24 protein-coding genes are annotated in these 16,314 nt (G+C 58.2%); 19 read left to right on the top strand and 5 right to left on the bottom strand.

Annotation, left to right across the window (positions count from 1 at the left end; genetic code table 11):
• Positions 1 to 4: 4 nt before the first annotated feature.
• Together ACT53S_RS02605 and ACT53S_RS02600 are read right to left on the bottom strand one after the other, a co-directional pair.
• Positions 5 to 919: a hypothetical protein gene (locus ACT53S_RS02605; RefSeq protein ID WP_476065835.1), complete on the bottom strand. Its 915-nt coding sequence runs from the start codon at positions 917 to 919 to the stop codon at positions 5 to 7.
• A gap of 1 nt (position 920) precedes the next feature.
• Complete coding sequence (locus ACT53S_RS02600) at positions 921 to 2,150, bottom strand: hypothetical protein (protein WP_476065834.1); 1,230 nt, start codon at positions 2,148 to 2,150, stop codon at positions 921 to 923.
• A 977-nt stretch (positions 2,151 to 3,127) separates the two neighbouring features.
• Between ACT53S_RS02600 and ACT53S_RS02595 the strand changes: the two genes are divergently transcribed.
• The 19 genes from ACT53S_RS02595 (at position 3,128) to ACT53S_RS02505 (ending at position 14,364) form a co-directional block, all read left to right on the top strand.
• A complete protein-coding gene (locus ACT53S_RS02595; protein ID WP_476065833.1) occupies positions 3,128 to 3,475 on the top strand; it encodes a hypothetical protein in 348 nt (115 codons plus the stop codon).
• Positions 3,476 to 3,565: 90 nt separating this feature from the next.
• A complete protein-coding gene (locus ACT53S_RS02590) occupies positions 3,566 to 3,889 on the top strand; it encodes a hypothetical protein (RefSeq protein ID WP_476065832.1) in 324 nt (107 codons plus the stop codon).
• Positions 3,890 to 4,089: 200 nt separating this feature from the next.
• Positions 4,090 to 4,980, top strand: a complete 891-nt coding sequence (locus tag ACT53S_RS02585) for a nucleotidyl transferase AbiEii/AbiGii toxin family protein (protein ID WP_476065831.1) — start codon at positions 4,090 to 4,092, stop codon at positions 4,978 to 4,980.
• Positions 4,977 to 5,807 (top strand): PcfJ domain-containing protein, encoded by an 831-nt coding sequence (locus ACT53S_RS02580; RefSeq protein ID WP_476065830.1) that lies wholly within the window; start codon positions 4,977 to 4,979, stop codon positions 5,805 to 5,807. The genes ACT53S_RS02585 and ACT53S_RS02580 overlap by 4 nt, the downstream gene beginning before the upstream one ends.
• A 51-nt stretch (positions 5,808 to 5,858) precedes the next feature.
• Positions 5,859 to 6,206, top strand: coding sequence for a hypothetical protein (locus tag ACT53S_RS02575; RefSeq protein WP_476065829.1), 348 nt, complete (start codon positions 5,859 to 5,861; stop codon positions 6,204 to 6,206).
• The gene (locus ACT53S_RS02570) at positions 6,196 to 6,501 is read left to right on the top strand and encodes a hypothetical protein (RefSeq protein ID WP_476065828.1); all 306 of its coding nucleotides are present in this window, start codon (positions 6,196 to 6,198) and stop codon (positions 6,499 to 6,501) included. The genes ACT53S_RS02575 and ACT53S_RS02570 overlap by 11 nt, the downstream gene beginning before the upstream one ends.
• Positions 6,488 to 6,634 (top strand): hypothetical protein, encoded by a 147-nt coding sequence (locus ACT53S_RS02565; protein ID WP_476065827.1) that lies wholly within the window; start codon positions 6,488 to 6,490, stop codon positions 6,632 to 6,634. Before ACT53S_RS02570 ends, ACT53S_RS02565 begins: the two co-directional genes overlap by 14 nt.
• Positions 6,635 to 6,991: 357 nt before the next feature.
• On the top strand, positions 6,992 to 7,408 hold the full coding sequence (locus tag ACT53S_RS02560) for a hypothetical protein (protein ID WP_476065826.1): 417 nt from the start codon (positions 6,992 to 6,994) through the stop codon (positions 7,406 to 7,408).
• A gap of 486 nt (positions 7,409 to 7,894) precedes the next feature.
• Entirely contained in the window at positions 7,895 to 8,122 is a 228-nt protein-coding gene (locus tag ACT53S_RS02555) for a hypothetical protein (protein WP_476065825.1), read from the top strand.
• Between the two features lie 334 nt (positions 8,123 to 8,456).
• Positions 8,457 to 8,756, top strand: coding sequence for a hypothetical protein (locus tag ACT53S_RS02550; protein WP_476065824.1), 300 nt, complete (start codon positions 8,457 to 8,459; stop codon positions 8,754 to 8,756).
• Between the two features lie 131 nt (positions 8,757 to 8,887).
• Complete coding sequence (locus ACT53S_RS02545; protein ID WP_476065823.1) at positions 8,888 to 9,244, top strand: hypothetical protein; 357 nt, start codon at positions 8,888 to 8,890, stop codon at positions 9,242 to 9,244.
• Between the two features lie 50 nt (positions 9,245 to 9,294).
• The gene (locus ACT53S_RS02540; protein WP_476065822.1) at positions 9,295 to 9,693 is read left to right on the top strand and encodes a hypothetical protein; all 399 of its coding nucleotides are present in this window, start codon (positions 9,295 to 9,297) and stop codon (positions 9,691 to 9,693) included.
• Positions 9,694 to 9,799: 106 nt separating this feature from the next.
• Positions 9,800 to 10,615 carry a hypothetical protein gene (locus tag ACT53S_RS02535; RefSeq protein WP_476065821.1) on the top strand — a complete coding sequence of 272 codons (816 nt, stop codon included), beginning with the start codon at positions 9,800 to 9,802 and terminating at the stop codon, positions 10,613 to 10,615.
• Positions 10,615 to 10,896: a hypothetical protein gene (locus ACT53S_RS02530; protein WP_476065820.1), complete on the top strand. Its 282-nt coding sequence runs from the start codon at positions 10,615 to 10,617 to the stop codon at positions 10,894 to 10,896. The genes ACT53S_RS02535 and ACT53S_RS02530 overlap by 1 nt, the downstream gene beginning before the upstream one ends.
• Positions 10,897 to 10,907: 11 nt before the next feature.
• The gene (locus tag ACT53S_RS02525) at positions 10,908 to 11,348 is read left to right on the top strand and encodes a hypothetical protein (RefSeq protein WP_476065819.1); all 441 of its coding nucleotides are present in this window, start codon (positions 10,908 to 10,910) and stop codon (positions 11,346 to 11,348) included.
• 117 nt (positions 11,349 to 11,465) lie between these two features.
• Complete coding sequence (locus ACT53S_RS02520) at positions 11,466 to 11,873, top strand: hypothetical protein (RefSeq protein WP_476065818.1); 408 nt, start codon at positions 11,466 to 11,468, stop codon at positions 11,871 to 11,873.
• A gap of 960 nt (positions 11,874 to 12,833) precedes the next feature.
• Complete coding sequence (locus ACT53S_RS02515; protein ID WP_476065817.1) at positions 12,834 to 13,145, top strand: hypothetical protein; 312 nt, start codon at positions 12,834 to 12,836, stop codon at positions 13,143 to 13,145.
• Between the two features lie 78 nt (positions 13,146 to 13,223).
• A complete protein-coding gene (locus tag ACT53S_RS02510) occupies positions 13,224 to 13,490 on the top strand; it encodes a glycosyl hydrolase 108 family protein (RefSeq protein WP_476065816.1) in 267 nt (88 codons plus the stop codon).
• A 295-nt stretch (positions 13,491 to 13,785) separates the two neighbouring features.
• Entirely contained in the window at positions 13,786 to 14,364 is a 579-nt protein-coding gene (locus ACT53S_RS02505; protein ID WP_476065815.1) for a hypothetical protein, read from the top strand.
• A gap of 26 nt (positions 14,365 to 14,390) precedes the next feature.
• On the opposite strand, the gene ACT53S_RS02500 is transcribed toward ACT53S_RS02505, so the two are convergent.
• From ACT53S_RS02500 to ACT53S_RS02490, 3 genes are all read right to left on the bottom strand, one after another.
• A complete protein-coding gene (locus tag ACT53S_RS02500) occupies positions 14,391 to 14,534 on the bottom strand; it encodes a hypothetical protein (RefSeq protein WP_476065814.1) in 144 nt (47 codons plus the stop codon).
• Positions 14,531 to 14,845 (bottom strand): hypothetical protein, encoded by a 315-nt coding sequence (locus tag ACT53S_RS02495; protein ID WP_476065813.1) that lies wholly within the window; start codon positions 14,843 to 14,845, stop codon positions 14,531 to 14,533. Before ACT53S_RS02495 ends, ACT53S_RS02500 begins: the two co-directional genes overlap by 4 nt.
• A gap of 134 nt (positions 14,846 to 14,979) precedes the next feature.
• Positions 14,980 to 16,305, bottom strand: a complete 1,326-nt coding sequence (locus ACT53S_RS02490) for an LlaJI family restriction endonuclease (protein ID WP_476065812.1) — start codon at positions 16,303 to 16,305, stop codon at positions 14,980 to 14,982.
• Between the last annotated feature and the right edge of the window lie 9 nt (positions 16,306 to 16,314).

Here is a 16,314-nt window from a genome sequence, read left to right as displayed (position 1 = left end):
TTCCTTATTCGTCCGCAACCATGCCGCGTGCGATTCCGGTTGTCAACGCGGGCTTCTTGCGCGGCGGGACGAAGTGTCGACGTCCGGTTAATGAAGTGCGATCGTCGGAGCGGCTAACCTTTTCTCCCTCGCCTTCCGACATCACCCGGAGGAGGTCATCCGCGAGTTCCACCCACGATCTGACCGCACCACGTTTCACGGACATCCAGAATCGGCGGAACTCGAAGATCGGCGGATGCGGGGTACTCCCCACGCATCCGATGACCTCGGTGAGCTTGCCATGCAGCGCGGCGTCGGCTTCGGCAAGGTAGGGATATCGCTCCCGGAACTCGACCACCAGTTTCAGAGACCAGGCGCGCAGATCGGATCGATCAAACCCGACAAAGGGCCACCGATCAAAGATGTCGCCTAGTTTGTACGCCTCACGCATCGCGTCCTCGCATGCCATGAAACGTAGGCTCAGAGGCAAGACCGTCGGGTTCGGAGGCGGATAGAACTCGATCTTTTTGGTAACGGTCGGGTTCGCAGGATCGTTCGACGTCACCTTTGGCGGCGTCTTGAGTTTGGTCTTCGTCGCGGTTTTCTTCGGCCATTGACGTCGGCAGAAGTCGAACGACGTCACGATGGTGTACTTACCGATACCTTCTACGGCGAGAATTAGCTCGTCCAGCAACGACCGATCTGAAGGTGCTGTGTAGTTGAGCAGGTGGTGGATGTCGCAGCCGTCGACAGACTGCAAGCGAACCCAAACCGGCCTCATGTCGTCTGCGTCATCCACGTCGGCAAGGTGGTCGTTGATAGCCTGATTTATATCTGCTGCCTCTTCCTTGCTGACCATCCTCTCGACAGTAAGGAGTATGGCCGGATGCGATGCCGACATGAGCTCGTCGAAGCGCTTCTGGGAAATTTCTGTCGTCATGTCAGGCAGCCTTCTTCTCGTCTTGGATGGAATATGTCGGGTAGCCATCGATCCAATTCTCGATCCTTTGGTGCCTGAGGGCGCGTAGCAGTTCATCCTCGTCTTCCGGGGTAATCGCGAAGCTGTAACGGTCGCGGATGCCCTGGTGATGGAAGTGTGCACGCAGGATGATTTTGCGTGTGCCGTTCCAGGCGACGTTGTCAAAATAAGAGAAGATGTAGTGGTCCAGCTCGGCGGCCGAGGCTGCTCGATCGATCTCAATGTCGACGTGTGTGCAATCGGAGAAGGCCGGTCCCGAATGGCTGTCGGGGGCAGCCTCGACCGTTGCTTTCGAGGTCTTGATTTCCTTCACACCGTCCGCAGCTCTCGGCTTCCGCTTGCGATCCTTCAGACGTGCGACACGGCTTCGCTCGGCCTTGGTCAGTCGCTTCGTGACATGGATCGAATTGCAGATATCCATTCCCATCTGGGCTTCTTCCGCGAAGAAACACCAGGCGGCCGCCTCGACGCCGTTCGCGTCGATGGCACCGAGCAACGCCTGTCCACGGTAACGGCGCTTGTCGTATTCCGGAGTGAGCGGCACGCCTTCGAGCGCTTCATCGAGCGCCACGAGCCATGCCCAGTGTGCGGTAAAGTGGACAAGACCGAGCGTCTGAAACTTCTTGGCGACCGACAGCCAGAATACGGAATTGATCCGATAACGGGGAATGTCTGGCTTGCCGATCCGATGTCCTTGAGCCTGTAGGGGCCTAGTGTCGCCTCGAACGGTGTGATGAGAGTCCGGGTGGACGTTGACATGCAGCTGGATCAGCGATGTCGTCTTCCCTTGGCCACGGGCGGGTGCTGCACGACCGTCGTAGGTGATCCGCAGGTCGAATTTGGCAACGGACAGGAAGTCGGCCGCAAACTTCGAGATCACCCGCTCCTGTAGCTTCGAGAACAGCGATTTAGCCGGCGCGGCGAAGCCGACAAGTTCCGCCAGTTCGGCAGGCGTGAACTCAAGAACGAAAGCATTCTCCCCGCCGTCTTTCCATCGGCGTTGGCTGACCTCGTGGACCAGGCGCTTGTATATCATCTGACTGTACTTGGATCGCATTGCTCCCTGACCTATGGCGGCCAGCTCGATGTATCCGTAGGAAGGCATCGAGCGCATCAGCTCCTTGATCGGGTCGGGAAACTGAAACCCGACTGTGACGTCGGTTCCGGATATCGCGGTCCACGACGTCAGCATCTGGACGTCTCGGTATGATCGGCCCTCGTCACCGGAAAAAGACAAGCGCACGGTCTCCATTCTCCGCAGGGATGAGACGACATCCTCCTTGCGAGCATCAGTCCAAAGGAACCTGAGGCACTCCGACATCGGGATTGCGTATGATGTCGCCGACATTGATTTGTCTGTCTCGTATGCCTTCGTGATCAGGAGATCATGCAATGCGAGATCAGCGGATGTCAGGTGCTCAGCGCCGGCGGCCAGGGTGACCCCTGCCAGCATTTCGGGCGGACGTGGCGACTGCGGCGCGACGATGGTCAGTGATTTCCGACTCTCGAGCGCGGATGAAACGGTACCTCTGTTGGCCGGTTGGAAGATTGGTTTTCTATAGGTGTTCATGTCGCCCCTCTGCATTTCTTTTAATGTAGAGTTGCCGTCGGCGGCGAGTTAATCAAGTATAAAATCCATAATTCGACAATAATGTGGTTTTTAACTTGCGGCTATCTGCAACATGTAAAAACCGACCCTCTTATGTATTTGGAATGAGATATCAATTTAAGATCGTCTGCCTCTATCAACTATGGAGATTAATCGTTGAAATCCGACATTCTACGGAGCGTGGATATTAAGCCGGAAATCCGGGGTTTATGGGATTTTAATGTCAACACTGCTTGGGAACATTCGGGGTTTATGGGATTTTAAGCCGTTGACAACGACCGGCCTGGCAAGCCGTCTTCCGCAACGATTTTTGATTTTTACGCGCAATTCTAAGTGGATAGGCGCACGGGGCGCGGAAGTTACGTGGGATGTGGGATTTTGTTTAAACGGGGCGCTTCGCTTATTTTTTGCTGTTCTTGCCCGGAGGGTGGGGCTGAGGTCGGTGCGATACGTCGAGCAGCGTTGCAATGCCAAGCATTGAGCGTTTTCATGTAAAACACTTGCCCCCGAAAACCGCCGGCACCAATGATGGTAGTATCAGCGCCGCAAGGATCAAACCCATGGCCGATCTACCGATACGCCTGCTGGCAGAACTCATCGACGAAGCCTACCGCCCGACCCCTATCCGTAAACTCGCAACGGGCAAGAGAAGGGCCTACAACGCCGAGGCCGTTGGCAGGACACGTGCGAAGGTCGGGGAGGCTCTCGCATGCGGGATCGTGCCGGTCAATCGACAGCACATCCGCGACGCCCTCACCGACGCGGCGCTGCATATCCTTGCGACCGACGGACCTGGTGCCGACGTGATCCGCGACGTCTTCAGTTCCGTGTTCGACGGTGATGCCGCCTTGGCGCTTTCGAAGGTCGATGCCGGAAAAATCGCGCCGAGGTTTTTCAAGTCGTGTTGAATTGAGAGTGGGACGTCGATGTCCCATTGGTTCCTTGCATCATCACGCCGTTACATGGGTTCTATCACGCCGTTACAGTCGGAGGGACCGATGACACAGTGTAAATTCAAGACTTCGCCGCGCCGCCGCGAGCTGTCCGCCGCAACTCGCCGAAAGCGCAAGGCCATGGGCAAACCGGTCCAGCCGAACGTTGTCGACGAGGCGCTGTCCGCAGCCGTACAGGCCGCAACGACGAAGAACGTGAGGGCGATGAACTCCGGGAAGCCGACGTCCGGATCGGAAACCCGGGTTTACGATGCGCTGCTGGCGTCGACCATTGACCACCTTGTAGACGTCCGTGGTCTGGATCGGGAGCAGTCGAAAACCGCCCTGACGGCTAGGCTCCTGAAGAGGCGTCGATACACGTCGCTCTGACGCCTATAAGCCCCGTTTCAGAACTCTGGTCCGATATCGTCCAGATGGCCGCATTCATGCCTCCGGCGTCAGCGCGTTACTCATCGTTCTCCCCGTTACTTCACTTTCTTGAATCCCGTTTCCACAGAATCACGGCGTGTCTCTTGCATCGCCGGCACACACGATCCCCTCAGAGCCAAAAACAATCTGAGGGGATAAAAATGGCAAAAGTTTCCGGAATCGCTGCAAGCCTAGACGTACGCCTGAAAGACACCGTCCGAGCTCACCGCCTCAACATAGACAACCTCGCCGGCCGTACACTGGCCGAAGGCATCTTGCGTCACTGGCATCATGGTATGGGGCGGTCACCGATCGAGCTCAAGGGCGGCATGCTCTTCGACCAACATGTTCGGCCAACCTCAGACGCCGACATCACCGCGATCCGCAGTTACCTCCCGAACGAGATACACCGCGGCCTTATCATCATTCGCTCGTTGCTCCAAAGCGAGGGAATGGACATCGAGCAGCTATCCGATCGTGCGCAGCGTATAGACGTCGGCCACGGCGATCCCGTCGAGCGCTGGACGATACGCGGCTCCGTCGGCGGCGTCCGGGCGCTCACGAGGCTCGATATCGCTCTCGGCCGTGGCCCGGATGCTTTCTCACGATCAATCGAGATGATTGAAATCCCGGCCCTGGTCCCCCGGGTGCCGGCACTGACCATCGCTTGTCAGCCGCTCGAGGCTGCCTGCGCGGAAAAACTCCTCGCCGTCATCTGCCAACCTGTCACCAACATGCGCGTCAAGCATCTCGCCGACATAGCCGACGAGCGCCTGTGGGACGGCGTTGAGGCCCATCAGGTCACCGTAGAACTCGATCGCGTCTGCCGTCACCGCGGCATCGATCCTGCGGCGCTGCCTGACGGCCTCGACATCGCCGACTACAAGCGCTTGCGTCCCAACTGGACGACATTCAGCCGTCCGGGCATGACGCCTATGTCGTTCGACGAGGCACTCGAAGCCGCCGACGACGTCTGGCAGGACGTTCAGGCCGCCATGCCCATACGCCCACGGGCCTATACGTCCGAGCGCCGGTTCGGAGGTGTGCGATGAGCGACCTGAGAGACACGCCTGAATGGGCGGCGGCGATGAATGCACTCATCGTCGCCATCGATCTACCGGATCATCTGCTGGTTCCCATACGCGATCTGATCGACCCGGGTCTCGGAAGGGTGTTCTTCGATTTCTGGGAAGCGGAAAACGACGGTGGGTCTACCGTTGACCTGGACGACAAGTGGCGAGTTTGGGCCGAGGCCTGGTATGATGTCTACGGTATCAGTGCCAGCCACGTCATCGACTGGCTTATAGTGGCGCGGCAGACCAATCAGCCCTGGCTCCAAAACGTCGACGAGCACGGACACCCTAAGAAGCTGCTCAAGTGCGCCTCCCTGAACCGGCTGATCGAGGAGGCGAACAAAGGACTCCGTCATCGCAATGCCAACGCCGACGTCGCCCTCGGACCAGATGACGAATCCGTCATTGCAGACCTCGGGGCCGGCTACACGATGGTGCTGCTGATCTCCCTGAGGGCGCTGCGGCACGAGGGCCGTCGGATGCACCACTGCATCGGTTACGGCGGCTACGACAGCCACATCGAGCACCCCGACCTACATCTCCTGAGCGTCCGCAATCGAGACGGGAAACCGGTAGCAACTCTTGAGATTCGGGGATCGACGGTCAAGCAGTTCCGGGGACCGTGCAATGCTGACCCGCTCCAGGCCGTTGTCGATCTCGTCGCGCCGATCGCGGATGCATATGGGTGGCACGGGCTAGAGGAAGCCGCCCGGGGTCGCTACTGGCCGTACGACCGTGAGGCCCTTCGCATTCTCGAAGACCTCCCGCCAGTTATCCAACGCCCCCAAAACAGCCGCTGGATTTGATGCCCGTCTTTTCCGAGCAAACATAACAAGACAAGCTTTGAGGGGAGCGCCATGAACAAAATCGATCTGACCATACATTTCCCAAGCGGTACCATCGATCCGATGGACCTGTTCTGGGTTCTATTCCGATGCGTCGTCCGTGCGATCACGGAGGCATATCAGGACTTCGAAAGGATCACCGCCCGCGACGCCTGGCCCATCGCCAAGACCTTCGGAAAGGCTGCCGAGAACTCGTTCGACGTCTGTCCGACTAAGCGGAAGTACTACCTCGTTCTTTCCGTCAACGGTTGCTACTCCGGGGGCCACGAGGGCATGTGGGAAGAACTGTTTGACAACAGCGACGTCCAGCTTTCTTACGAGGTCAAGCCGACGCCCCGCGAGGTCGCCGATGCAGCCTGATATCCAAGACCTCACCGCCCGCGGCCTAAAGCTCCTCGGCAAACTCGGCATGCTCTCGCCGGCCGAAAGGTCGGTCGTCGATCCCTACGTGGCATGCCTCGAACTGTTTCTCGATGAGACCCGGCCGGCACCGGCAGAGACCCCGCCGTCTAACGTGGTTTCTTTCGAAGACGCCACGACAGCCCGCCGTGTGCAACGCGCTGAGATCGAGCGCCGACGGGTTGCCGAGGCCAAGAAAGCCGGTCCGCATCATTGGGTCAATGAATTTGGAGATGACGTCTATGATTTCGACTGACTACGATATTGGCGGCGACGAGTTGCTCAGTTGGCAAGACCTCGAACAGGCTACCGAGGTGTCAGAAGACGACAGGCTGCACATCGACTGGGAAAACAAGTGCACGTCTCAGCGCTCGATGGCAGCGGCATGATCCCGGCGATCCCGGTTTACGCTTCGACGGAAGCCTTGGATACGACGTCAGGAAGACCAGTGTCGGATCGACACCGCCGACGCCTACTGTCAGCCGGCCGTTCTCAGATGATCGACACCCCGCCGCCTCGGCGGGGTCTTTCGTTTTCTGGACGCCACGGCGTGAGCACCGGAAAGGTGCACAATCCTTCAACTTCGACTGATTTACGCAATACTTTCTTGATTTCCACCACGTAGACCTGCGCTCAAGATGACGGACGGAGGTTTCAGATGGCATGCATGCACAAACCGGGACTCATACGCTGCGCACCAACGCTCAGCCTGGGACCGGCACCCTTTGCCGTCGGAGACATCGCTCATGGCGAACACTACCAACCAAACCAAGGGCCCCAAGGCCCCTGCCCGTAAGCGCGTCCGCCGCCAAGTCGTGGCGGTCCCCTTCGATCACGACAAGGTTCGTGGCGTCGTGGCTGCGTACTTCCTGCGCGGCTTCTCGGCACGTGCTCTCGATCTGAAGGCTGCTGAAATCCGTCGTGGCGTTCTGACCAATATCGTCGGTCTCAATGTCATGCACGGCCCGTCGCTCGAGGCCGTAGTCACGGTCGCCGCGAACGACAAAGCGACGACGATCTTCCTGACGCTCACTACGCATCGCGAGGAGGAGGAGGTCCAGCGCATGCTGCGCACTCCGGAGACCCTTGCCTTTTGGGCGGCCGCCCGCGTCGGCGACGCGGTCCGCGAATACTTCGAGGCTATCGACCGCCGCCGCAGCTAACCGGCGAAGCCCCATCCACCACGACCCCGGCGTCTCCCCGACGCCGGGGTTTTTCGTTGTCTTGACACATTAACCAAGTGGACCGATATTGCGCGAACGAGTGCAGTCCGAAATATGCTGTATTCTTTCCGGGAAGGCGCAGGGGTTCCAAAACGACCTGCGCCTTCTTCGTTTTAAACGTATAGATTTAATATATTAAATTATATTGTGATTAACTTCTGATAAAATCACAATAAATAATTTCTCATAGCCGCAAAAATACCGTCAACCAAATCAGAATAACCTTATTACGCCAATTTGGACAAAGCAGCCATGGCCGCATAACTTACACGAAATGATCTCCGGCAAACCCGGAGCGGTTCACGGCGTCTGGGGTGTCGGTTCCGGAGGTCCAGAAACTTCAACTCTGATTGCCGAGTTAATCGCCCGTCGGGTCCCAAGCCAACGGCCGAAGGACTCCGGCTTCCGCACTCGGGACATCAGCCGATGACCGCCACCGCCGTCACCCTCGAATCCGCCGGCACGGAATTGCGCATCAGCGTCGGCGGCCGCCTCCTTGTCGTTCCCGTCTCCGACGGCTACGCCAACCGCCGCGACGTCATCGACCTCGGCTACGACGCCGACCTTGGAATGCAAGACCTCGCTGACGTCTACCGCGCCGTCGAGCGACTTGGCGTCTGTTTCGACACCGCTGCCTACATCGGCCGGTTCTGACCCCCACGTCATCTATACCAGTATTCGCATCACGTGGCCCTGTATACGCCCGTATATAAGTGTTGACAATTTCGCGAATACTTCTCGTATTAATTGGCGTTTATTTCATGAAAAACACAGCATCGCCACGAGTTATTTAATATTAAATTCGTTTACAACGTCTGGAAACTCAAGGCGCCATAATCAAAGACACGAATTTTGCTTCATTTTTGTTTGAAATCGGGGTTGTCCCCGCCACGGGGATAGGCAATCATACTTACATGAGCGGCGGAGAACACTCCATCAACTAACTGCTCAGCCCGACGGAACCCGGGCGAACATGGAAGGAAAGAACATGGCTAAGAAGATCGAAAACCGCATCGAAATCACCGATGCAAAGTTCGTCGAGGACGACAGCAACCACATCGCATTCGCAATCGCCGTTGACGGCGTCGTCGTGCACCGGACGCTGGAATGGATCGACGAAGACCGTGATCTGGTCAGCAAGGACAGCCACCTGATCAACAGCGACAGTGACCTGAAGAAGGCAGTTACGGAGGCTCTGAACGAGGACGAGATCGAAGTAGACGAAATCCTCGAAGCCGTTTTCGGCAAGCTCCTCGAAGCTGTCGAGGAGCTCAAAGAAGCCGCCTGATGAGTGCGGAGCTGAGATGCTCCGCTTTACCCCAGGCAGGGACGAAACGGCAGGGAAACCTGACCGTTGCGGTAGCCAAACCCCTACCCCGTCCTCTGGAACCGGGCGTCACAGCAACAAGGAAAGATCACATGAAGGTCACGAAAGAAAACCTCCCGGGCGTTGCAAATTTCCCGGTCTACTGCGTCGAAGGCGGGCCGGTCGAAGGTGCCGATGGAGTCGGAGAGTGCGGAGAAGACGGAAAGGCGGAATGGTTCTTCCGGTTTTCCTACAGCAATGGCAGCGCTGCGATTTACGCATGGGTGTTCCTGGCTGAGAGCGAAGACTACGTCGAGCTGGTCATCGACGAGAGTGACGGGCTCACCGACGGCGTCGCTCGGTACTACGAAAACATCGCCAAGAACGTCTTTTTGCAAGCAAAATTCGTTCGAGAACAGCTTCCCGATGCGATCCGTTCATACCGAGAACGGATGGCCGAAGCCGCCTGATGCGGCCCAATGACTGGAACCCGGCGTAATCTCAACAAAGGAAAGATCACATGTTCGCACTTACCGTAACCACCGTTTCCCTGGCAAAGCCGGTCTCGCTCCGCAAGGCTGCACCCAAGGCCACGGTGTCTCTCGCAAAGCGTCAGACATCGGCATGCTCGCCGACCAACGCACTCATGCTCTACTTCGCCCGTCAGGACGATCTGCATGCAGCCCTCGGCCGCACCGACGGCGATGCCGGTCGCGACATCGCAATGGCGATGCTCAAAATGGAAATCGCAGCAGACGAGTACCGCTATCTGTCGGGCCGCAAGCTGAACGCACGCGCTGCCATCATCGCCGCCTTCGGGACACAGGACATCAACCGGGCGCACTGGAGGCTCGATGGCTCCAAGGTCCTCAGCCTGGTCGAGGCGATGGAAAGAGTTCAGCGCCGCGCCGCCGCTTGATGCACTTCTTCGACGGCATCTCACCCGGAGGCCGTCTGAGAGGGAGCATCTGGAACCTGCACCTTCACCAATCAATCTGCCCTACGGGGCAATCAGGAGAGAATACATGCGTAAGACAAGCAAGAAGCACACATACAGAGACTGGTCGGATACGGTCGAGGAGATGAAACTCCTTGTCGCCACCGATTCCACGATGTCGCTGTTTCAGACGGCCGTGGATCACTGCAACAATATCGGCATCAGCTACGGCGCAACGGACTACGAGCGCCGGGAAGCAATCAGCAATGCCGTCTTCGGAACCGGCTATCACGTCGACAGGAACAACAAGATCGCTCGCCTTTCCGATCTGATCAGTCTCCGCGAGGTATCGCTCGGCGATGCCAACGCTCGGCCTTGCGTCAACTTCCGGGTCCACGCGAAGCTCGAGGAAGGAGAGGAGTATCTTTCCGACAAAACCCTTGAGCTGCTCAACGCATACGGTGACGTCGTCGCCGTCAACCGCCACCTCGACACGGACGTCGCCGCGCTTATCGAGGCCAGCCGTGCGCTCGACGCCTACGCATCCGATGTCGAACGGGAAGTCTATCGGCAGCTGTCGCATGCAGTGCAGGAGCTCAAGCTGCAGAAGAGGGTCTCTGTACTCGTGATCCGCGCCTCGGATACGACCTTGCGGGTCGTCTTCGATCTCTACCTCGACGGTAATTGGGGCAGCGCCTGCCTTGGCGCAACGGTTAAAGACGGCTCGATGATCGGCACTTTCGAGGCCTCCGCCGTCAGCGCCATCCGCGACCTCGCCAAGACATTGGCAATCGATGCGGCGGTCGTTGAGCGGTTCGTTCGCAGGATACTGCAAAACGCGCTCGATAACTTCGAATACTGGAATTTCGGCGACGAACTGGCGGAACAGGAGTGGAGGTCATAATGTTCGAGCTGTCCACACTATACATGACCGACAACGGCCGCCCCATGACGTCACAGGAGCAGCTTGCACTGCTCCTCGACCTCGGCGGTCTCGACTCCGCGCAGGCGGCCGAAATCGCGGGCGTAGCACCGTCCACAATCGCGACCTATCGGAAGGCGTCCAAGGGCCGCCAGGTGTCGCCCGCTATCCTGGGCCGCCTCGAGGCCCATGTCCTCGCCCGGATCGGTCGCTTTGCAGAGGCGGCCGGCTACGAACTCAAGGCAATCGAGGCGCGCACGTGACGGACGTCTACATGATCGAATTTTATGCCCTGCAAGGACCCCAGTCTCCACTGGGGTTCGATGCCGTCGACGCGGGCGTGTTGCTCGATGACGTCGCGCAGGTGATGGCGAACTGGTACGTCAACATCCGGACGCAGTACGAGAACAACATCCATTGCCATGAAGACGATTTCGCCGAGGCGGTCGAGGAAGCGACAGAAGCGGCCGAACTCTTCATGACCGGCTGTTTCGTCGTCCGTGATGTCCGTGGCAACGTCGTGGACAGAGTGACGTCGGATACGGTGAGAGACTCCAAGGAGATACAGACCGCCGACCCACTCTGGGTGCAGCGCCGCGACCCGGACTTCTTGCGCAGGGAGGCAGAGGCTGCCGAGCGCTACCGACTCGAGCTCATCGAGAGGATGGAGTCCGCCGCAAATCGTGCGGACGATGACGATCCTGTGCCGTTTTAGACGCCGCGCATTCGAGCGAATCCCGCGTCAACAATCTTTGCTCAAATATCTGATTCTAATTGACTTTTTATCTGCTGGCGCGTTGTCCCCGACGCGGGGACGGAGCACTATAGAAATGTGAGCAGCGGATTAGCCAAAGCGACCGCCCGCTGGAACCGGGCGAACAGAAAAGGGAAGAATATGGGATACCGCACGATACGAGTGAGACCGATCAACAGACCTGAGGCCGAGCACCTTGACGCCGTTAAGGGCGAGATGCAGACGCTTGGCTCGCCCACAATACGTGCCGCAGACGCAGGGGACTTCTACATCGCTTTGGAGGGATCGCATCGGCTGCATGCCGCAGCTGAGCTGGATGTTCCTGTCAACTTCGACGTCATTGACCTGGAAGATGATATCGATCTGCGCACCCTCGACGTGGACACGATGGGTGAGTTCAACGAAGACGTCATCTCGTGCAACGATTTGGTTTGGTACCTTAATGGCCTTCCGGGACATGATATGGTCGAAGTGATCGTGGCGTGACTAGCGAGGTGTGCTAGCCTTTGGTTAGCCCCTACGCGGGGGGCTTCTGCGTATCCGCTGTCAAGGTGGCGTCCGCCGGCGAAAATGGCATGCTTGACACATGGGAGCCACCAGGGCACCGTTCTTGATAACAGCAAGACTTGCAACCCGGCTCACCAGAGCGCCGGGTTTCGTGTTTCTGCCCCCCCGGGGTCAGGGCCGACGCCAGCGCCCGTTCCCTCAAACTGTCCGCTGCCAGCCTCGGCCACACCCAAACCCATCCGACAGCGTCAACCCCATCTGACGGCCCTCCCTGACCCGTTCCCGCAGGTCGTTTGAACGGCGCGGGAAACCAACGATGATGACAAGCTGAGCGGTTGAGGCCTTTGTCAACACGATGGGTCCTTCCCGCCGCCCTTCTGCATCACGGGAGGGCTTAGGCGCGGGCATCCGCTGATTCAGAAATTCGCATAGGGGCTCCGCCGCCGCGTCGCCGCGACGATTAGGTTCGAAAACAGCGCGCCTTGGGTGTTAGGGAAGTCCAGATACGCGGCACCTCCGCCAAAAAGCCGCGACGTACGGCGTCGACAAGGTCTGAAACTCCCTTCTATCGCGTCTGGAACGTCGTATGGCACCGAAAACCACGCCAAACGCCCCGAAACCCACAAAACCGAAGAAGATCACGCAGGCGGCTCTGGACCGACATCTCGATTTTTCCGAGCGGTCGGTGCCCATGGACACACGTCGAGGCATCGCTGTTCGGTTTCGATGTCAGGCTATCACGGCGACCCCGGGGATCACACCGTGGGACCCCATAACCGCGCCGCATCAGTCGGTATCGAATACCCCGATGGGTCCTACCAGAGAATCCTCATCGTGAAGGGAAAATACTGAGCCCAGCATTTTCCTCCATAGGTTGCTTGAAATGGCGCTACACACCACTCTAGCTAAGGAAGGCATCAAGTTTTCAAGGAGTAAGAGATGCCATTCTACTACTACGATAAGTGCCCACCCATCGAAGAACGAGACCCAGTCTCGGCCGCTACCCATGCTTTCCTTCGCGATCTCTCCGGCTTCACCGAGGACTACCTCGACGAATTCCTCATGCAGGCCGAGGTTGACCGGTGGATTGCAGAGAGCCTCGCGTTGATCGAGGCAAATCCGGGGCGCGCTCCGTTCCGGTTCGCTGAAGTAAGCCCCAAAGCAATCCGGGACCATGCGATGTCCCATCTCGCAGGCTGGTCGGTCGCCGACATCATGAACTATGACGTCATTGACCGGGATGCTGAGTAACAAGAGGGGCGGCCACAAGCCGCCTTCTCCCTCGCAGCCGGTCGCCAGACAATCGTGGAATTCGACAGAGCAACCACGATGTCCGCTTCCACCTATCTCGCCGCCATGGCTCACCTTCGTCGCGACGAGGGTGGATATGTGAACCACCCGAAGGACCCGGGTGGTGCCACGAACCACGGCGTCACCCGGGCCGTCTACGATGCCCATCACAAGCGGATAGGACAGTCGACGAGGCCCGTGAAACAGATCACGGAAGCCGAGGTCGCGACCATCTATCGGACGCAGTACGCCGACAAGGTCCGCTACGATGTTCGCCGTGAGCTGCCTCGCTGGGTGCGGCACTAGCACCTGCATCCCGATCCGCTCGACACAGGACGAGGTCGATACGATGTCGACGGAGACCAAACGGCAAATCCTGGCTCACAACCTTTCCTGCGGGATCGGTCCGTGATTTTCGCCGGCCGGCTTGTCCGTCGCCGGGAGAGCGCCCATCATTGCTCATAGATCGCACGACTGCCCCTCAGACGTTGTAATCTTTAGTTTTCTGTTGACTGAACGGCGGGGCTTCGGCCCCGCCGCTTTTTTGTTGTTTGCGTGCCCCAGGCCCAGGATCACGAGGTCAAACCAAGGAGGGGACGTCATGTTCAACATAGGACGCATAGCGGCAGCCTTTGCACGGGCGATAGCCAGTATGGGCAAGGATTTCTGGACTTCACTGCCAAGCATCGGACGTCGGATCGACGATATCGTGGAATGGCCGTTCAGGTTGCTCTTCGGCGGAGCTGCTCCGCTACCGCACTACGAGCCCATGATCACTCAGCCAGGTATCATCGAGGAGTTCAAGGCAGCGCGTCGTGCGGCGGCGGCGTCTCTAGATACCGTCGATCCTTCGGGCATCGATACAGTCCGGCGGTACTGCAACGCGAAGAGCCAGACCGCTCGTGACGGCATGGACCTGAGCGCGATTGCGGACGACGCCCGTGTCCTTCTGCTGACGATGGACGATTACGAGCTGGCGGCGCTTGGAAAGGCCGGTCCGGGACAGCTCAAGAAATTCGTTGACGGCAAACAGCACGGCGTCCACGGCGTCCCCGTCGTGGGTGTCCACGCGCCGATCCCCGCGAACGACCGATCCCCGTGGCCGGCCTTCGATCACAGCAGCTGGAAGGCCGAAGCGATCCTCAACCGGAATCCGGAAGCCCGGTTCAAGCTTGGATAACCGATATGCCCGTCATCTCGGCGGGCTTACTTCTTTGTCTCGTCTTCCTTGTCTTCGCGACGATCGCGGAGGAGCGCAAGGAACCTTTGGTGATTATCCGGCTCCTCGTATGCAAGGTCGCCGAACTGCTCCCGCAGGAGCTGCCATTCTTCTTCGGTGATATCGCTCATGCACGCCCCCGTGCGGCGAGGACGTCGATAACCTGTTGCCGCTGACGGCAGGCCGCACGCAGAGACGCGACCTCGGCTTCGAGCTCGGCAACCATGTTGACTGCCGTGCGAGCGATATCTTCCATCTGGTCAGCGTGTGCGGTCGCGGCAACGAGGGCATCGCCGTATGCACGGCGACGTCGGGCGTCGGCCACCGCGTCAAGGGCATCACCGATACCGTTTGCGAGCGCCATCGCGCCGCCGGCTACGAGCATCATCCCACCCAGGTTGCCCATAGCAGCCTGATGCGCGGGGCTGCCGAAATTTGCCATGTGCGATCTCCGTCGGATTGTCCGACGGGGTACATGCCGGGCTCGATGGACTCCGGCAAGTCGACATCCGCGGATATAGCGATCGGATCGTTAACGGGCCATTCGGTGTGGGCTACTGACGATTGGAATACCAACTACGGGAAAAGCGATCGCAATTGATCTGCTATGGAAGTTGAGTTGGAATTGGCGAGATATCTCTCCAAAAAGGCATCCCAATCAGCTCCGATGACGTCAACCGGAGGAAATCTGGAGTCGATAGCACCGTTGAAGTACATCCGAGTGTCGCCCAGCTTGGTCAAATTGCTGACGCCACCTCGTATCGGCAGCACGAAGCAATTGGCTGCCACAGTGAAATCACTTGTGACCGTCTGGGCGTACATCATTTGCTTCACGACATCCGGAAGCGGAGGAAACTCGTTCTGGAACGCACGATACCATTTGGCGTCGGCAATCCAAACACGATCTTCATCCAAGAGCAGTTGATCGGGTCGTTGACCGGCCAGTTCAATTGCAACCGTCCCAATCACATGTTTCGCCTGAGATGCCACGTACAGATGTAGCTCGGCGCTATTTCTGGCACCGAAAGCGACCGAGCACATGTCTTCCCATATCGCGTGGAAAGCATTTACCCCGAACAGACGTAGTCCCCTATTGAAGTCGCCTCTGGTGTCAAACCACCGCCGCAGTAGGTTGACCAATTCCCGATCATGGTCTCGCGTCGCATGAAGCTCCGCGTCAAGAATAGCCTCTCGCATATCATCGTGATGGAATGGGAGAAAATGCGAGTCGCTTTGAACCTGCTTGCACTGCTGCACAACCGGGTCAAACGTCGATGCCCACAAGTCGGCAACCAGTCCGAACGTGGCCTGTAGTTCCAACAGGGCAATCGACTGGATAAGTCCTAAACGACTTTCAGATTCCGCGTCCGCGAACCCGTACAAGTCTGTGTAAACCGGCCCGGTGCGTAGGTGGATCGCTGTAGCGTTGTCGAATGTGTAGGGCCAGTTGATGCTGGAATGTGCATCGGAGATTACGGTGGCTTCAGATCGGTGGATGCCATGATCCCGTGTCCAAGCGACGAGCGCTATGAAGACGTTGAGCATAGGCCCGGCGTCGTCATATAAGGGCTCACTGTCGAGCGTATTGGCAGACCTTACTCCGGCCCGCACGCGCTGTTGGTATCTTTGTATGCACCGGACGATGTTCGACAGATTAGTTGCATTGGCTGCCGATCCAGGGCTGTCGTAGATTTTCGGCATACAGAAAATCGACTTCTTGGAGAAGGCGATGATGCCCACGAAGTCCAAACGATACTGACTGTTCTTCTGTCCAATCTTCTTGAGAGCCGATTTATCGACAAGTTCGCCAAACAAGTCGGTGCCTTCTGGCGTACAGAAGATTTCCCTCCATTGTGCGGACGTCCGAACTTCACCTTCGAGCATGAGCGCGAACGGCGTCATTGGCCCGAC

The sequence above is a fragment of the Allorhizobium sp. DMC15 genome, from assembly GCF_056314065.1.
This window is presented reverse-complemented; position numbering and strand designations above follow the sequence as displayed.

Coding starts and splice junctions, on each gene's coding strand:
- ACT53S_RS02605 (WP_476065835.1), bottom strand. CDS start 919: ATGACGACAGAAATTTCCCAGAAGCGCTTCGACGAGCTCATGTCGGCA.
- ACT53S_RS02600 (WP_476065834.1), bottom strand. CDS start 2,150: ATGCTGACGTCGTGGACCGCGATATCCGGAACCGACGTCACAGTCGGG.
- ACT53S_RS02595 (WP_476065833.1), top strand. CDS start 3,128: ATGGCCGATCTACCGATACGCCTGCTGGCAGAACTCATCGACGAAGCC.
- ACT53S_RS02590 (WP_476065832.1), top strand. CDS start 3,566: ATGACACAGTGTAAATTCAAGACTTCGCCGCGCCGCCGCGAGCTGTCC.
- ACT53S_RS02585 (WP_476065831.1), top strand. CDS start 4,090: ATGGCAAAAGTTTCCGGAATCGCTGCAAGCCTAGACGTACGCCTGAAA.
- ACT53S_RS02580 (WP_476065830.1), top strand. CDS start 4,977: ATGAGCGACCTGAGAGACACGCCTGAATGGGCGGCGGCGATGAATGCA.
- ACT53S_RS02575 (WP_476065829.1), top strand. CDS start 5,859: ATGAACAAAATCGATCTGACCATACATTTCCCAAGCGGTACCATCGAT.
- ACT53S_RS02570 (WP_476065828.1), top strand. CDS start 6,196: ATGCAGCCTGATATCCAAGACCTCACCGCCCGCGGCCTAAAGCTCCTC.
- ACT53S_RS02565 (WP_476065827.1), top strand. CDS start 6,488: ATGATTTCGACTGACTACGATATTGGCGGCGACGAGTTGCTCAGTTGG.
- ACT53S_RS02560 (WP_476065826.1), top strand. CDS start 6,992: ATGGCGAACACTACCAACCAAACCAAGGGCCCCAAGGCCCCTGCCCGT.
- ACT53S_RS02555 (WP_476065825.1), top strand. CDS start 7,895: ATGACCGCCACCGCCGTCACCCTCGAATCCGCCGGCACGGAATTGCGC.
- ACT53S_RS02550 (WP_476065824.1), top strand. CDS start 8,457: ATGGCTAAGAAGATCGAAAACCGCATCGAAATCACCGATGCAAAGTTC.
- ACT53S_RS02545 (WP_476065823.1), top strand. CDS start 8,888: ATGAAGGTCACGAAAGAAAACCTCCCGGGCGTTGCAAATTTCCCGGTC.
- ACT53S_RS02540 (WP_476065822.1), top strand. CDS start 9,295: ATGTTCGCACTTACCGTAACCACCGTTTCCCTGGCAAAGCCGGTCTCG.
- ACT53S_RS02535 (WP_476065821.1), top strand. CDS start 9,800: ATGCGTAAGACAAGCAAGAAGCACACATACAGAGACTGGTCGGATACG.
- ACT53S_RS02530 (WP_476065820.1), top strand. CDS start 10,615: ATGTTCGAGCTGTCCACACTATACATGACCGACAACGGCCGCCCCATG.
- ACT53S_RS02525 (WP_476065819.1), top strand. CDS start 10,908: ATGATCGAATTTTATGCCCTGCAAGGACCCCAGTCTCCACTGGGGTTC.
- ACT53S_RS02515 (WP_476065817.1), top strand. CDS start 12,834: ATGCCATTCTACTACTACGATAAGTGCCCACCCATCGAAGAACGAGAC.
- ACT53S_RS02510 (WP_476065816.1), top strand. CDS start 13,224: ATGTCCGCTTCCACCTATCTCGCCGCCATGGCTCACCTTCGTCGCGAC.
- ACT53S_RS02505 (WP_476065815.1), top strand. CDS start 13,786: ATGTTCAACATAGGACGCATAGCGGCAGCCTTTGCACGGGCGATAGCC.
- ACT53S_RS02500 (WP_476065814.1), bottom strand. CDS start 14,534: ATGAGCGATATCACCGAAGAAGAATGGCAGCTCCTGCGGGAGCAGTTC.
- ACT53S_RS02495 (WP_476065813.1), bottom strand. CDS start 14,845: ATGGCAAATTTCGGCAGCCCCGCGCATCAGGCTGCTATGGGCAACCTG.
- ACT53S_RS02490 (WP_476065812.1), bottom strand. CDS start 16,305: ATGACGCCGTTCGCGCTCATGCTCGAAGGTGAAGTTCGGACGTCCGCA.